Genomic DNA, 15,253 nt, shown 5'->3' on the forward strand with positions numbered 1-15,253 from the left:
CCGATGACCGCCTGCCTCAAGTCAAGAGTGAGTCCGCCGATGGTGTCGCTGCGCCCGAAAAGTCACAAAGGTGACATAGGTTCCGCGATCGTGACATAGGTTCCGTGATCTCCTGTCCGAGGTGCCGTGGTGAGCGCCCGGACGCCGGTGAAGGCGCCCCCCGCCGCGGCCCCGCCGCCCCTCACTCCAGGCCGGTTCACTTCAGGCCGGTTCACTTCAGGTCGATCCGGAACACCTTGTCCGAGCCGGGGCCGCCGTCGCCGTTGTTGTCGGCGTTGGTCGTCGTCAGCCACAGCGCCTTCTTGCCCGGCACCGCCTCGACGGTGCGCAGCCGCCCGTAGTCCTTGGTGTAGTACGCCTTCGGGGTGCCTGCGGTGGTGCCGTCGACCGGGATGCGCCAGAGCCGCTGGCCGCGCAGCGCCGCCAGATAGAGCGCCCCGTCCGCGTACGCGACGGCGCTGGGGGAGGCTTCCTTGACCGGCCACTGGCGCTTCGGGCTGGTCATCCCGTCGGTCGAGCAGCTGCCCTCGCAGGTCGGCCAGCCGTAGTTCTTTCCCGGTTCGATGAGGTTCAGTTCGTCGTACTTGGCGTTGCCGAACTCGGCCTCCCACAGGTGTCCTTCGGTGTCCCAGGTGAGGCCCTGGGGATTGCGGTGGCCGTAGGAGTAGACGAGGCTGCCGAACGGGTTGCCCGGCGCGGCCTTGCCGTCCGGCGTCATCCGCAGGATCTTTCCGTTGAGGGACTTCTTGTCCTGCGCCAGGTCGGGGGTCTGCGCCTCGCCCGTCGTGGCGTAGAGGAAGCCGTCGGGGCCGAACTTGACGCGGCCACCGTTGTGGTACTTGTTCTTCTTGATCCCCTTGACCAGCACGGTGTAGTCGCCGAGCTTGCCGTCCTGGTACGTCAGCCGCGCGATGCGGTTGCCTTCCGACGCGGTGTGCATCACGAAGACGTGGTGGTCGCTCTCCCAGTGCGGGGACACGGCGATGCTCAGCAGGCCGCCCTCGCCGCCCGTCGTCACCACCTCGGGCACCTTGCCGATCTCCTTCTTCGTCCCGTCCTGGGTGAGCGTGAAGACCTTGAAGGTGTCCCGCTCGGTGAGCAGGGCGGAGCCGTCGGGCAGCCAGCTCAGGCCCCACGGGATGGACCAGCCGTCCGAGACGGTCGCCGGTGTGCCGGGGGCGGAATCGGCCGTGGCCCGGTCGGCGGGGCGCGGCGGATGCGCGGGGCCCGCCGATGCGGGGCCGGCTGCTCCGGCGGCGAGCAGCAGTCCGACGGCCGCGGCGGACGCGCCGAGGCTGCGGAGGGAGGGGCGGTGGGGGCGGATGGGGATGCGCTTGCGCATGGGGGGCCTCCGGTCAGGAAGGTGCGGCAGGACATGCCCTGGGGGTGCGGTGAACGGCGGGCCGGGACGCGCGGGCGGGCGGACGTCCCGTCCGGGCGGCGTCGGCGGGGCGGACCGCCCGGAAGCTGATAGGAAAGTTTCCTGTTTGTTGACTGGCCGGGAACCTACTGCGGGCTCAGAGCACCGTCAAGAGACCGGGCGCGGGGCGTGCGGAGCGCGCGGCCACCTCCAAAGTGCCCCGTCCTGACCGGAGTTACCGCACACGCCCGGGGAGTCACGGACGGCGGACGGCGGCCGGAAGAAGTTTCCACGACCGGGGGCCGGACCCCACAAACGCCTCCCACCAGGGGAGTTGACGTACATGGAAGCGCCGGGGAACGCCCCGGGACGCCGCGTGGACCGGACCGATGCCGCCCGGCCCCATTGACGGCGGCGCTCATGGGCGGTGATTCTGCGGTGCGGTACGGAGCGTCACGGCGCGGCGGGGCGCCGGCCCGCTCCCGTCGGCGCCGCACCTCCGGCTACCGCGCGCCAACACCCCTGTATGGAAGGGGGGTTGGGCGCAACGGCGGGCCGGTGCCGGGTGACCGGCGCGGCGACGCCCGGAGCCCGGCGCCGCCATGCCAGGAACGCTCCGTTTCCCCCCAACCACCTGCTCCAGCGAAGGGCGGACCCCCCCATGACCAGCCTCCAGGCCGTACCCACCGCGCACCGCGCGCCGCACACCCCGCAGACCGACGTGCCGAAGGACGCGCCCCGTTCGCACGATTCCGGAACCCGGACCGCGACCGCCTGGCACACCCCCGGCTACACCGTGATCGACACCGCGCTCGAAGTCACCGCGTACCGGCTCACCGACCGCTGACCGCCGCCGCATGCTGCTCAAGGTGCTCGGCACCGCGGCGGGCGGCGGCGTGCCCCAGTGGAACTGCGCGTGCCCCGGATGCGCCGGGGCACGCGCCCACCCGGAACGCCGTCGCCGCCACGCCTCACTCGCCGTACGGGCCGACGACGGCCAGTGGTTCCTGATCAACGCCACCCCCGACATCGCCGACCAGATCGAAGCCACCCCCCAACTCCACCCGGGCCCCGCCGCCCGCCGCACCCCGGTGCGCGGACTGATCCTCACCGACGCCGAACTCGACCACACCCTCGGCCTCGCCAGGCTCCGCGAGGCCGACCGCGTCGACGTCCTCGCCACCGCACCGGTCCGCAGGGCACTGTGCGAACGGCTGCACCTGGCCGACGTACTCGGGCCGTACACCGACCTCACCTGGCGCGAGCTGGGACCTGACCCGGTGCCGCTCACCGGCACCGACACCGGCACCGGAACCGGAATCGAGATCAGCGCCCTGCCCGTCTCGGCCAAACGCCCCCGCTACGCGGCCGACTCCCCGGCGGCCGACGCCGAGGATCCGACCTGGGTGATCGCCCTGCGGCTGCACGACCCCGCCACCGGGGGCACCGCCGTGTACGCCCCGTGCCTGAGCACCTGGCCACCGGGGCTCGACGCGGCACTCGCCGACGCCGACTGCGTCCTGCTCGACGGCACCTTCTGGGACGACGACGAGCCGCACCGCAGCGGCTTCTCCACCCGGAGCGCCACCGCCATGGGCCACCTCCCCATCGACGGCCCACACGGCACCGCCCGCCGCCTCGCCCCCCTGCGCGCCCGCTGCCTCTACACCCACCTCAACAACACCAACCCGCTCACCGACCCCGGCGCACCACAGCACGGGCACCTCGCCGCACGGGGCCTCGCCGTCGCGGTGGAAGGGATGGAGATCGCGTTATGAACGGCCTGCCGGGAACCCCGCCCCGCCCCGCATCCCAGGCGGCACGGGCCTCGTTCGAGGAACGCCTGCGTACCGTCGCGCGCGAGCACTACCACGACCGCCACCCCTTCAACCTCCGCATGCACGAAGGGCAGTTGACCCCCGACGAGCTGCGCCGCTGGATCCGCAACCGCTTCCACTACCAGCGCCACATCCCCGTCAAGGACGCCCTGATCACCGCGAAGCTCGACACCCCCGCACTGCGCCGGATGTGGCTGCGCCGGATCCGTGACCACGACGGCGACCGGGAGGGCGAGGGCGGCATCGAACGCTGGCTGCGGCTCGGTGAGGCCGCCGGTATCGGGCGCGCGCTGCTGCTCGACGCCTCCGGCGTGCTGCCCGGCGTCCGGCTGGCCGTCGACGGCTATGTGAACTTCTGCCGCCTGCGCTCCCCGCTGGAGGCCGTCGCCGCATCCCTCACCGAACTGTCAGCCCCGGACATCATGCGCACCCGGATCGACGCCTTCGAACGCCACTACCCCTGGATCGAGCAGGACGGCCTGACCTACTTCCGCGACCGGCAGGGCCAGGGCCGCCGGGACAGCAAGGAGGCACTCGCCCTGGTCATCGACGGAGCCAGGACCGCCGAAGACCAGGACCTGGCCGTCGCCGCCCTCACCTTCAAATGCGAGGTCCTCTGGGCTCTCCTGGACGCCGTCGAACGCGGCGGCCGGCCGCAGACCGGGACGGAACCGGGAGCGCAGGCATGACCGCCTGGCACCCGGGCCCCGCCCCCGGCGTCCTCCTGCGCGCCGACCGGGTACGCGGCGTCGACCTGCTGCTCCTGCCCGAGCGGGTCGTGGTGCTCGACGGGTCGGCCGGCGAGGTGCTGCGGCTGTGCGACGGCACCCGCGACGTCCCGCAGATCGTCCGGGAGCTGACCGCCCGTCACCCCGGCGCGCCCGTCGCCGCCGAGGTGCCCGCCTTCCTCGACCGGATACGGAAGGAGGGCTGGCTGCGATGACCGCACCGCCCGCCCCCGGCGCCCCGGCGGCGGACACAGGCCCCGTGCCGCCGCCGCCCTGGGCACTGCTCGCCGAGCTGACCCACGCCTGCCCGCTGCACTGCACCTACTGCTCCAACCCCGTCGAACTCACCCGCCGCAGCCGGGAATTGACCCTCGCCGAATGGCAGGACACGTTCCGCCAGGCCGCCGATCTGGGTGTGGTGAGCGCCCACCTCTCCGGCGGTGAGCCGCTGCTGCGCCGGGACCTGACGGAGATCGTCGCGGCGGCCGACGGCGCCGGGATCCACACCCAGCTGATCACCAGCGGTGTCGGCCTCACCCGCGACCGGCTGGCCCGCCTCACGGGCGCCGGACTGCGCAGCGTCCAGCTCTCCGTCCAGCACGCCGACCCGGCCCATGGCGACCGGATCGCAGGCCACCGCGCCCACGCGGCCAAGGAACGCGCCGCGGCCCTCGTCACGGACGCCGGACTGCCCCTCGGCCTCAACGTCGTGCTCCACCGCCACAACCTCGGCGCCCTCGACGCACTGATCGACCTCGCCCCCGCCTGGGGCGCGGACCGCATCGAACTCGCCAACACCCAGTTCTACGGCTGGGCACTCCTCAACAAGGCCGAACTCCTGCCCAGCCGCGCCCAGTTGGCCGATGCCGAAGTGACCGTACGGCGCCGACGGCAGCAGCTCGACGGCCGCGTCGAGATCATCTGGGTCGTCCCCGACCACTTCGACGGCACCGCCAAACCCTGCATGGGCGGCTGGGGCGCCGTCTCGCTCACCGTCGCCCCCGACGGCACGGTCCTGCCCTGCCCGGCCGCAGCCGCCATCCCAGGACTCGACCCGCCCGGCGTCCGTGACCGGCCGCTGCGCTGGATCTGGGAGCGCTCCACGGCCTTCACCCGCTACCGGGGCACCGACTGGATGCGCGACCCCTGCCGCAGCTGTGCCCTGCGCGAGCGGGACTTCGGCGGCTGCCGCTGCCAGGCGTACGCCCTCACCGGGGACGCCGCCGCCACCGACCCGGCCTGCCGCCACTCCCCGCACCACACCCTCGTCCGCGACCTCGTGGACGCGCCCGCGCCACCGCCCCATGCCCTGGGCCGCCCCCGCCGGCCAGGCCACCCGTCCCGCAGAGTGGAGACCCCCTGATGGACCGCACCGCACCACAGCCCCGTCACCGGGTACGGCGCCGCCGCGCCCTGCTGACCGCATCGGCGGCGGCCCTCCTCACCGCCGCCGCCACGACCGGCGCCGCGGCCGGCACACCCACCGACGCGCCCCGCCGGGCCGCCCCGAAGGCCGCTCCGCCGATGGCCGCCGCGCCCTACGAGTACCTCGGCTGGGGCGACCCGCAGCCGCCCACCGAGGTGATGGAGGCGACCGGCACCAAGTGGTTCACCCTCGCCTTCATCCTCTCCGACGGCGGCTGCAACCCCGCCTGGGACGGCAGCCGGCCGCTGGCCGGCGGCAGCGACCAGGCCGCCATCGACGCGATCCGCGCCAAGGGCGGCGACGTCGTCATCTCTGCGGGCGGCTGGAGCGGCGCCAAGCTGGGCGAGAAGTGCGACAGCGCCGACGCCCTGGCCGGCGCGTACCAGAAGGTGATCGACGCGTACCGGCTCAAGGCGCTCGACATCGACATCGAGGACACCGAAATGAGCAACGCGACGGTGCGCCAGCGCGTCGTCGACGCCCTGAAGAAGGTCAAGGCCGCCAATCCCGGCCTGGTCACGTACGTCACCATGGGCACCACCCCCGAGGGGCCGAACGAAGACGGCAAGGACCTCATCAGGCGCGGTGCCGAGGCCGGTCTCGACAACGACGGCTGGGTGATCATGCCGTTCGACTTCGGCGGCCACAGCGGCACCATGGGCGAGGCCACCGTCAGCGCGCTCGACGGCCTCGCAGCCGAGGTCAAGTCCGCCTACGGCTACAGCGAGGCCGACGCCTACCGCAAGACCGGCGTGTCCTCCATGAACGGCCACACCGACCAGGCCGACGAGAACGTCACCCTCGACGACTTCCGCACCATCCTCGACCATGCCCGCACCCACCACCTCGCCCGCTTCGCCTTCTGGGCCGTCAACCGCGACCGGCCCTGTGGCTCCGGCGGCAACGCCGGCGACAGCTGCAGCGGCGTGGATCAGGAGCCGTACGCCTACACCAAGATCGTGGCCCAGTACGAGGGTTGAGCCTCCGGCACCGTGGGCCGGGAGGGAACGGAGCGATAACTGGTTTGTGTTCCGATGTAGTTCCGGTGCAAGGAGTAAAGATTCGGCCCTTTCGGCTGTGTTTTTCGAAATGCCTGCGTAAAGTGCGTAGGCATGCTTGCTGAGTTATCGACGGTCGGCGCGAGAGGGCGCTTTCTCCGTTTGTTCACAACCGTGGCCTTCGTCGGAGGCGTCGGGATGTCCGGAGCCGGTTCCACTGTCTCGGAAGCGGCTCCGCGCACCTTTCACTACACCTGCTCGTACCGCCTGATCGGTGACCATCCGATGGCGGCATCGGTCGTGTGGAACGCGCCGCACACGCACGTGGTCGGCCGGGCCACGCCCCGTTCACCCATCAACACCGCGGCGACGGTCAGTTCCACCGTCACGCAGGCGCTCCGCCTCGCCGGTGCGGCAACCGTCGACGGCATCGCCGACGTGAAAGCCGTCGTGACCTCACCACAGGGCGACATCCCCATGTCCATGCGACTCAAGGTGCCGGTGACCAAGGTCCCGGGTTCCGGCGCACTGACCGTCAAAGCGAGTGGGACGCTGCCTTCGCTCATTTTCCGCAAGCCGGGAGAAGGAAAGGTCATTGTCGGCGGGATTGCCATGCGCATCACGCCGAGAGACGCGAGCGGCGACGAGACCGCATTGGGCAAGGTCGACTCGACATGCGCTTTGAATTCCGGTCAGGACGGTGTTCTGGCGGCATTCAAGATCCGGCCGGCCGATCCGCGTCCGACACCTTCGCCGACGCACGGGAAACCCACGGCCGAACCGGGCGGGTCGGGGGGAACCGGCGGATCGGGCGGACCGGGCGGATCGGGTGGACCGGGCGGGTCAGGTGGATCGGGGGGACCGGGCGGATCGGGCGGATCGGAGGGAACGGCCGGGCCGGGCGCATCGGGTTCCGGACGGCCCACCTCCGCCACCCCGGACGCCGACCCGTCGGACACCGCGAGCGGCAAGGCGAATCCCCCGGCCGACGGCGCCCCGACCAGCGCTTCCCCCACCGCTACCGTCACCGCGACCGGCGGCTCCGACCTCGCGGCCCCGCTCCGTGCGGTCGTCGGCGTCCTCGCCGTAGGAGCCGTGGCAGGTGCCGCCGCATGGGGAGGCGTCTGGTGGCGCAGGCGGCACCGGACCGACGCCGACGGGCCGGAGGGCCGACATGGCTGACGTCTCGTCCGCCGGCGCCGAGCCTTCGGTGCACAACGAAGTGAGCGGCTCCACCACCGGGCCGGTGATCCAGGCCGAAAAGATCGAGGTGGTGAACGTCGGCCCCGCGCCGGCGCGGCCACCGCAGGGCGAGCTGGCCAAGACCGCCGACACACTCGCCGCCGCGGTGGAGGAACGCTGGCAGCACGAGGAGGAACGACGGAAGATCCAGGACCCGAGACCACTGCCGGTGCGCTGGAAGACCGCGCGCAAGGGCCTGATGGACCGCTGGGAGAACATCCGCCGGACGCCCTACGGGGAGACGGCCGAACCCCTGGACCTGGACGGGTCGTTGGACCAGATCACCGAGATCTACGAAAAGGTCCCTTCCCGCCGCCTTGTGGTGCTGGGCCGGGCCGGCTCGGGAAAGACCATCCTGGGCCTGCGGTTCGTGCTGGACCGGCTGGAGGTCCGCGACCCCGGCGAACCCGTTCCCGAGATATTCAGCCTCGGGTCCTGGAACCCCACCACCGATTCGCTGCTGGACTGGCTGAGCAGCCAACTGATCCGTGACCAGCCGGGCTTGACCACGATCGGCGACGACGGGAGGACGCTGGCCGCCGCGCTGGTCGCACGGGGCTTCATCCTGCCCGTCCTGGACGGTTTCGACGAGATCGCCGAGCGCCTCCGCCCCGCCGCGCTGAAGGAACTCTCCCGCCTCAGCCTGATGCCGCTGGTCCTGACCAGCCGTTCCGACGAATACGCCGCCGCGAAGCGGAAGAGCGCCAGAGGTCTGACGCACGCCGCCGCCGTCGAGCTGACCGATCTCACCTTGAAGGACTCGGGGGAGTACCTGGTTCTCAGCAGCGCCGAGGACGACATGCCCGGATGGGCCGACGTACTGGCCGAGCTGGGCAACCGACCGGAAGCCCCCCTCGCCGCAGTGCTGGCCACCCCCTTGATGGTCTCCCTCGCCCGCACCATCTACAGCGAGAGCGACGAGTCCGACGAGAGCGGGCACGAGCACGGGAGCGAGCGGGACGATCCGAGGCGCAGCCCGGCAGCGCTGCTGGAAGACGGCCGGTTCACCACCCGCGAAAGCCTTGAGGACCATCTCCTGAGCAGCTTCCTGCCGTCGGTCTACGAGCGGCGGCCGGGCGACCGGCGCACCGCGTCCACCCGGAGATGGAACCCGCAGCGCGCCCAACGCTGGCTCGGCTACCTCGCGGGCCACCTGAAGCAGCTCGACACCCCCGACCTCGCCTGGTGGAAACTCGGCACCTCGATGAGCCGCACGTCGCGCACCGCCCTGATCGCGTTCCTCGCGGGGTTGTCCTTCGCGGTCGTCACCTGCATCGGCAACATCCCCATCGACCTGATCGCCACCTCACACGGACTGGGTTTCGCCATCCGGCGCGGGGTCGTCGTCGGACTCCTGCACGGGCTCGTGACGGGAGGGGCGTTCGGCTTCGTCTACTGGCTCGCCGACGGCAGTGAGCTGCTCAAACCCTCGCCCGTACAGGTCCGTCTCTTCGGCCGTCCACAGCACCTGGGCGCACGGTTCTCCGCCAAGGTCATGACGCGGGTCATGACCGGAGTCCTGATCGGTTTCGCGGTCGCGCTGGCGCTCCTGCTCGTCGACAGACTCGCTGTGCCGCGGCTCGGGCTCGATGACGGGCTCGGGGGAGGGCTGCTGTCCGCGCTCGTCTTCCCTCCCGAGGTCGGCCTGTCGGGGGGGATCGTACTCGGGATCATGACCTGGCTGGAGATCCCGCTCAAGGTGGAGGCCGCCGCACGCTGCGCCGACCTGCTGCGGTCGAACCGTGCGAACGTGATCTCCCATCTCCTGGTCTGGGCACTCGTACTCGGACTCGTGGCCGGACTCGTCGGCAGCATCACCGCCGACCCCATCAGCAGCCTCCGGCTCGGCCTCGCCTTCGGCATCGAAGGCGCCTTCGGCGCCGGAATCGGCTACGGCCTCTGCCTCACCGCCTGGGGCCAGTGGGTCGCACTCGCCCGCATCTGGCTCCCCCTGACGGGCCGACTGCCCTGGAGACTGGTCACGTTCCTGGAAGACGCCTGCAAACGAGGCGCCCTGCGCCGGGCAGGCGCGGTGTACCAGTTCCGCCACGCGAGCCTCCAGGACCACCTCACCGGGACGCGCAAGGCGGTCGAGGAGAGCTGAACCGACCGCCGGGCCCCGCCCGGTCGTGCACCGGCGTCCAACGGCCCCAACGCCCCGTGGCGGCACCGGCCTTGCACCCCGGGCGGGTCAGAGCCGGCCGACCCCGCCGTAGTAGCCGACGCCGCGGGCATCGTCAGGCAGCGGCTCATCCGGCCGCCAGAAGGGGACCTGGACCAGGCCGGGTTCCACGAGGTCGAAGCCGTCGAAAAACCGCAGGATCTCGGCGTGACTGCGCAGCTTCAGGGCGGCGGTTGAGCTGTTGTACACGGCCTCGGCGTCGGTACGGTCGCGGTAGATGTCGTTGGCGGTGTGCGACAGCATGAGGTAGCTGCCGGCCGGAAGCGCGTCGCGCAGGGTGGCCACGATGCCCCAGGGGTCCTGGGCATCGGCGATGAAGTGCGCGATGGCGACGAGGGAAAGACCCACCGGCCGGTCGAAGTCGATCACCCTGCGGACGTCGGGGTGGTCGACGATGGCCTGCGGATCGTGCAGATCGGCCATGACGATGCTGGTGTTGCCGACACCCCTGCCGGACATCAGCGCGTTGGCGTGCACGTTCACGATGGGGTCGTTGTCGACGTAGGCGACCCGGACATCGGGCGAGATGCCGTGCGCGACCTCGTGGACGTTCGGCGAGGTGGGCAGGCCCGTGCCGATGTCGAGGATCTGCCGGATGCCGTTGTCGACGAGGAAGCGGACCGCCCGCTGCATGAAGGCGCGGTTCTCCCTGACGCTCACGAGTACTTCGGGGGCGGTTTCCATGACGCGGTGCGCCGCGATCCGGTCGACCTCGTAATTGTCCTTGCCGCCCAGGAAGTAGTCGTACATGCGGGCCGGATGCGGCCTGCTGGTGTCGATCTCCTCGGCGGGGGTGCCGCGGTCGGCCATGGAAGCGCTCCGTTCGCTGGTGCCAGTCGTGTGTTCCCGGGCGCGGGTCAACCCCTCGCCCCTTCAGGACCGCACGGCCGCAATGCTTGTCCCCGGACGCGGCCGGCACGTGTGAGGAGGAGAATACTTGTTGCCATGATCACCGATGCCGGAGGGATGGCCACGGCACGACCGCCGGGACCGTCAGGACCGGCCCATTTTGATGTCCGGCATCCGCAGTCCGGCGACGACCTTGTTGTAGAAGGCCGTTGGCGCGTCCCCCTCCACCTCCTTCTCGGGGCCTCGCGCCCAGACGTACAGGGAGTACTCGACCTCGGAGTCCTTGGTGATGACCTTGAGTTGGAGACCGCGGCTGAGGATGCCCGCGGCCTTGTCGCCCGGGGCGTAGTACCGGGCGTCGAGCGTGGAGGCCGGCCGGTCGCCGAACGTGGCGTGGTCGTTGAACGTGTAGTTGCGGAGTTCGCGGCCCTCGGTGCGGTAGAAGCCGGCGAGGTCGTTGGCCGTGCCTTCGCCCGGTGTGGCGTCGGCGGTGTGCGGATTCCGGTAGATCTGGATCCTGAACTGGACCCCGGGGGGCGGCTTTTCCCCCACGGTCGTGGTGCCGAAGTCAGGCGACTGGTACTGGACCGCGGGGTTGACGGCGTCGTCCGGCGTAGCGCGCTGGTATCCGACGGGTGCAGGCAAGCTGACCCGCACCTCGTTCTCGTGGACCGTCTGCCAGCGCGCGGGCATCGCGGCCGGGCCGTTGTAGGGCGGGGCCTCGGGCGACAGGACGAACGCCAGGACCAGCACCGTGAGCGCCGCCGCTGCGATGACGACAGTGATCACCCGCCCCCGCACGGTGCGGTACCACCGTCGGCGTACGGCCCCGCCTTCGGGGATCCGCATGACGGGGGCGGCGGTCTCCTCCTCCGGTGGCCGTCCGCCGGTCTGCTCCAGCGCCTGCGCGTGCGCCACCGCGTTGAGCGCTTCCCTCACCTGTGCGGCGTCCGGGCGCGCCGAAGGCTCCTTGTGCAGCAGCGCGGTGATCAGGGGGGACAGCGCCCCGGATCGTGTCGGGGCCGGCGGGCTCTCGTCCCGTACGGCAAGCATCGTCGTGATCGAACTCGACCGCCGGAAGGGCGACCAGCCCTCCACCGTGACGAAGAGCAGCACCCCCAGCGACCACATGTCCGATGCGGGGTCCGGACGTATGCCGGACACCCGCTCCGGCGCGATGTACTGCGGCGACCCGATGATCGCGCCGGTCTCCGTCAGCGACGCGGCGCCCTCGACGTAGGCGATGCCGAAGTCGGTGAGCATCACCCGGCCGTCCTCGGCGAGCAGCACGTTGGCGGGCTTGACGTCGCGGTGCAGCACACCCGCCGCGTGCACCGCGGCCAGCGCATCGATCACCTCCAGGCCGATCCGCGCGGCCTCCGGCGGGGCGAGCGTGCCCTCGTCCAACAGGTCGGCCAGGGAGCGTCCGCGCACCAACTCCATGACGAGCCAGGGCCTTCCCTCGTCCATGACGACGTCGTGCAGCGTCACGACGTTGCGGTGGGTGACGCTGGCGACGGCCCGCGCCTCCCGCAGCATCCGGTCCAGGAACCGCCGGCCTTCGTCCTCGGAAAGGCTGTTGGGGATCCGCGGCTCCTTCACCGCGACGTCGCGGTGCACCCGCTCGTCGCGAGCCCGCCAGACGGTGCCCATGCCGCCGTGGCCCAGCCGTTCAACGAGCCGGTACCGTCCGGCGACCATCCGGCCGTCGCCTCCCCGGCCGACAGCCCCGGCACCGGCATCCCCCGCGCCTCCGTTGCCCGCGTCCACCGTCGTCGCTCCCTTGGTCAGCTGCCCGCGTACCCGAGCAATGTAATGGCTCCGCTGTGCGGCGACGGCTCAGGCCCGAGTGCGGCAGGCGGACGGGCAGGTGCAGTGGGCGGACGGGGGAGAGGGCCGCGACGGGAGACGGTGCCGGCCCAGGAATCCCCGGCACCGAGGCGTCCGCCACCAGCCGTACCGCTCCCACGCGAGCGCGCCTCGGGACCTCACGGACGGCCTGCCGCGCGTCGGCCCTACGGCCGCGTCGCCGTTTCCTCCGGCCCGGTGACCGTGACCTGCGCGGGACGCAGGAGTTGCTGTCCGACGCGGTAGCCGCGGCGCAGCAGGGCGGTGCAGGTCGGCCGGTCGACAGTGCCGGACACCTCGTGGGTGACGGCCTCGTGCCGGGTGGGGTCGAAGGAGTCGCCCGGCGCTCCGACGGTCTCCAGGCCGAGAGCGCCGAGCCGGCTTTCCAGCAGCTCGGCGACCGCCTTCAGGCCGCCGGTCAGTTCGCCGTGTTCCCGCGCCCGGTCGATGGCGTCCAGTACGGGAAGCAGTCCGGTGAGGACGTTGGCGACCGCGACCTCCCGGACCGCCAGGCGGTCGCGCTGTACGCGCTTGCGGTAGTTGTCGTAATCGGCCTTCAGGCGTTGCAGGTCAGCCGTGCGCTCGGCGAGCCGCGTTGCGAGCGCGGCGTCCTGTCCTTCCCCGGCCGGGGCGGTTCCGCGGGCGGCGCCTTCCCGCCCCGGTACGGTCACCGGGCCGGTGCGCCGGTTGTCGCGTACCGGGACGGGGAGTTGCTGCCGTGGCGGCCGGAATACAGGCGTCCGGTTCATCCCGCACCTCCCTTGTCCCGCTCGTCGTCGACGATCTCCGCGTCGACGACCTCGTCCGCTCCGCCGTCCGGCCGGCCCTGGGAAGCGGATCCGGTGTCACCCGCGGCGCCCTGGGCCTGGGCGTAGAGGGCGTTGCCGATCTTCTGCGAGACCTCCGCCGCCTTGTCCATGGCGGCACGGATCGCGGCGCTGTCCTCGCCCTTGAGCTTGTCCCTGACGTCTGCCAGGGCGTCTTCCGTCTCGGTCTTCACCTCATCGGGGATCTTGTCGGCGTTGTCGGCCAGCAGCTTCTCCGTCTGGTACACGAACTGCTCGGCCTGGTTGCGGGTCTCGGCGGCCTCGCGGCGCCGCCGGTCCTCCTCGGCATGCGCTTCGGCCTCCCGCATCATGCGATCGATCTGGTCCTTGGGCAGCGAGGAGCCGCCGGTGACGGTCATCTTCTGTTCCCTGCCGGTGCCCAGGTCCTTCGCGGTCACGTGCATGATGCCGTTGGCGTCGATGTCGAAGGAGACCTCGATCTGCGGCAGACCGCGCTGGGCCGGCGGCAGACCGGTCAGGTCGAACCTCCCGAGCATCTTGTTGTACGCCGCGATCTCGCGTTCGCCCTGGTAGACCTGGATCTGCACGGACGGCTGGTTGTCATCGGCCGTCGTGAAGACCTCGGACCGCTTGGTCGGGATCGTCGTGTTCCGCTCGATGAGCTTCGTCATGATCCCGCCCTTGGTCTCGATACCGAGCGACAGCGGGGTCACGTCGAGGAGCAGGACGTCCTTGACCTCACCCTTGAGGACTCCGGCCTGGAGAGCGGCGCCGATGGCGACGACCTCGTCCGGGTTCACGCCTTTGTGCGGATCCTTGCCGGTCAGCTCACGGACCAGACCGGTCACCGCCGGCATGCGGGTGGAACCGCCCACCAGAATCACGTGGTTGATGTCCGGGACACTGATCCCCGCGTCCTCGACCGCGTTGTGGAACGGGCCCTTGCAGCGGTTGAGCAGATCGGCGGTGAGATGCTCGAACTGCGCCCGTGTGAGCTTCTCGTCCAGGTGCAGCGGGCCCTCGGCGGATGCGGTGATGTACGGCAGATTGATCGCCGTCTCGGTCGCGGACGACAGCTCGATCTTCGCCTTCTCCGCGGCCTCGCGCAGCCGCTGGGTGGCCATCTTGTCCTGCGCCAGATCGATCCCGTAGGCGTTCTTGAACTGCTGGGTCAGGTGGTCGACGATCCGCTGGTCCCAGTCGTCACCGCCCAGATGTGTGTCGCCGTTGGTGGACTTCACCTCCACCAGCCCTTCGCCGATCTCCAGGAGGGACACGTCGAAGGTGCCGCCGCCGAGGTCGAAGACCAGGATCGTCTGGTCGTTCTCCTTGTCCAGGCCGTACGCGAGCGCGGCGGACGTCGGCTCGTTGATGATCCGCAGCACCTTCAGACCGGCGATTTCCCCGGCTTCCTTGGTGGCCGTGCGCTGACTGTCGTTGAAGTAGGCAGGGACGGTGATCACCGCGTCCGTCACGTCCTCACCGAGGTACGTCTCGGCGTCGCGCTTCAGCTTCTGCAGCACCCGCGCCGAGATCTCCTGCGCCGTGTACTGCTTGCCGTCGATGTCACCGCTGTCAGGGAAGCGCCACTGCGCCTCGCCCATGTGCCGCTTCACCGACCGCGCCGTGCGCTCGACGTTCGTCACCGCCTGCCGCTTGGCGACCTCGCCGACCAGCACCTCACCCTTCTTGGCGAAACCGACCACCGACGGGGTGGTACGGGCGCCCTCCGTGTTGGTGATGACCGTCGGCTCGCCGCCTTCGAGTACGGCGACGACGGAGTTGGTCGTCCCCAGGTCAATGCCCACTGCCCGTGTCATCACGCGCTCCTTTCAGAGCGGATCGCACGCGTCACACCCCGTCGGCAGCGCTCGGAGCAGGGCACCGGCCGTCTCGCAGCACGCGTCCACGGGCATGACGACACCCTCTATTTAACGCGCGTCCGCAAACTTCACAAGAGGTGGCAATTGGTGACATATGGGCAATAAAAGGCG

The 15,253-nt window shown here is 71.0% G+C and carries 13 protein-coding genes; 8 read left to right on the forward strand and 5 right to left on the reverse strand.

Translation table 11 applies throughout. The features are described 5' to 3' along the window. Window positions 1-211: 211 nt before the first annotated feature. Window positions 212-1,342, reverse strand: coding sequence for a PQQ-dependent sugar dehydrogenase (locus tag ACGFNI_RS24875; protein WP_393686842.1), 1,131 nt, complete (start codon window positions 1,340-1,342; stop codon window positions 212-214). 679 nt (window positions 1,343-2,021) lie between these two features. Between ACGFNI_RS24875 and pqqA the strand changes: the two genes are divergently transcribed. From pqqA to ACGFNI_RS24915, 8 genes are all read left to right on the forward strand, one after another. After that, entirely contained in the window at window positions 2,022-2,207 is a 186-nt protein-coding gene (gene pqqA, locus ACGFNI_RS24880) for a pyrroloquinoline quinone precursor peptide PqqA (protein ID WP_393686843.1), read from the forward strand. Window positions 2,208-2,217: 10 nt separating this feature from the next. Then, the gene (gene pqqB / locus ACGFNI_RS24885; protein WP_393686844.1) at window positions 2,218-3,138 is read left to right on the forward strand and encodes a pyrroloquinoline quinone biosynthesis protein PqqB; all 921 of its coding nucleotides are present in this window, start codon (window positions 2,218-2,220) and stop codon (window positions 3,136-3,138) included. Next, window positions 3,135-3,887 (forward strand): pyrroloquinoline-quinone synthase PqqC, encoded by a 753-nt coding sequence (pqqC, locus tag ACGFNI_RS24890; protein ID WP_393686845.1) that lies wholly within the window; start codon window positions 3,135-3,137, stop codon window positions 3,885-3,887. The genes pqqB and pqqC overlap by 4 nt, the downstream gene beginning before the upstream one ends. After that, window positions 3,884-4,141 carry a pyrroloquinoline quinone biosynthesis peptide chaperone PqqD gene (gene pqqD / locus ACGFNI_RS24895; protein WP_393686846.1) on the forward strand — a complete coding sequence of 86 codons (258 nt, stop codon included), beginning with the start codon at window positions 3,884-3,886 and terminating at the stop codon, window positions 4,139-4,141. The genes pqqC and pqqD overlap by 4 nt, the downstream gene beginning before the upstream one ends. Continuing rightward, window positions 4,138-5,289 carry a pyrroloquinoline quinone biosynthesis protein PqqE gene (pqqE, locus tag ACGFNI_RS24900; protein WP_393686847.1) on the forward strand — a complete coding sequence of 384 codons (1,152 nt, stop codon included), beginning with the start codon at window positions 4,138-4,140 and terminating at the stop codon, window positions 5,287-5,289. The genes pqqD and pqqE overlap by 4 nt, the downstream gene beginning before the upstream one ends. Continuing rightward, window positions 5,289-6,332 carry a chitinase gene (locus ACGFNI_RS24905; protein WP_393686848.1) on the forward strand — a complete coding sequence of 348 codons (1,044 nt, stop codon included), beginning with the start codon at window positions 5,289-5,291 and terminating at the stop codon, window positions 6,330-6,332. Before pqqE ends, ACGFNI_RS24905 begins: the two co-directional genes overlap by 1 nt. A gap of 132 nt (window positions 6,333-6,464) precedes the next feature. Continuing rightward, complete coding sequence (locus ACGFNI_RS24910; RefSeq protein WP_393686849.1) at window positions 6,465-7,532, forward strand: DUF6801 domain-containing protein; 1,068 nt, start codon at window positions 6,465-6,467, stop codon at window positions 7,530-7,532. Further along, window positions 7,525-9,696 (forward strand): NACHT domain-containing protein, encoded by a 2,172-nt coding sequence (locus ACGFNI_RS24915; RefSeq protein WP_393686850.1) that lies wholly within the window; start codon window positions 7,525-7,527, stop codon window positions 9,694-9,696. Before ACGFNI_RS24910 ends, ACGFNI_RS24915 begins: the two co-directional genes overlap by 8 nt. A gap of 87 nt (window positions 9,697-9,783) precedes the next feature. Here the strand turns inward: ACGFNI_RS24915 and ACGFNI_RS24920 are convergent, their stop codons facing one another. The 4 genes from ACGFNI_RS24920 to dnaK form a co-directional block, all read right to left on the reverse strand. Further along, the gene (locus ACGFNI_RS24920) at window positions 9,784-10,584 is read right to left on the reverse strand and encodes an SAM-dependent methyltransferase (protein ID WP_393686851.1); all 801 of its coding nucleotides are present in this window, start codon (window positions 10,582-10,584) and stop codon (window positions 9,784-9,786) included. 183 nt (window positions 10,585-10,767) lie between these two features. Next, the gene (locus tag ACGFNI_RS24925) at window positions 10,768-12,324 is read right to left on the reverse strand and encodes a serine/threonine-protein kinase (protein ID WP_393686852.1); all 1,557 of its coding nucleotides are present in this window, start codon (window positions 12,322-12,324) and stop codon (window positions 10,768-10,770) included. Between the two features lie 314 nt (window positions 12,325-12,638). Then, window positions 12,639-13,220: a nucleotide exchange factor GrpE gene (gene grpE, locus ACGFNI_RS24930; protein ID WP_393686853.1), complete on the reverse strand. Its 582-nt coding sequence runs from the start codon at window positions 13,218-13,220 to the stop codon at window positions 12,639-12,641. Next, window positions 13,217-15,079, reverse strand: a complete 1,863-nt coding sequence (dnaK, locus tag ACGFNI_RS24935; RefSeq protein ID WP_393686854.1) for a molecular chaperone DnaK — start codon at window positions 15,077-15,079, stop codon at window positions 13,217-13,219. Before dnaK ends, grpE begins: the two co-directional genes overlap by 4 nt. Between the last annotated feature and the right edge of the window lie 174 nt (window positions 15,080-15,253).

This window comes from Streptomyces sp. NPDC048644 (genome assembly GCF_043199105.1).
GTDB lineage: Bacteria > Actinomycetota > Actinomycetes > Streptomycetales > Streptomycetaceae > Streptomyces.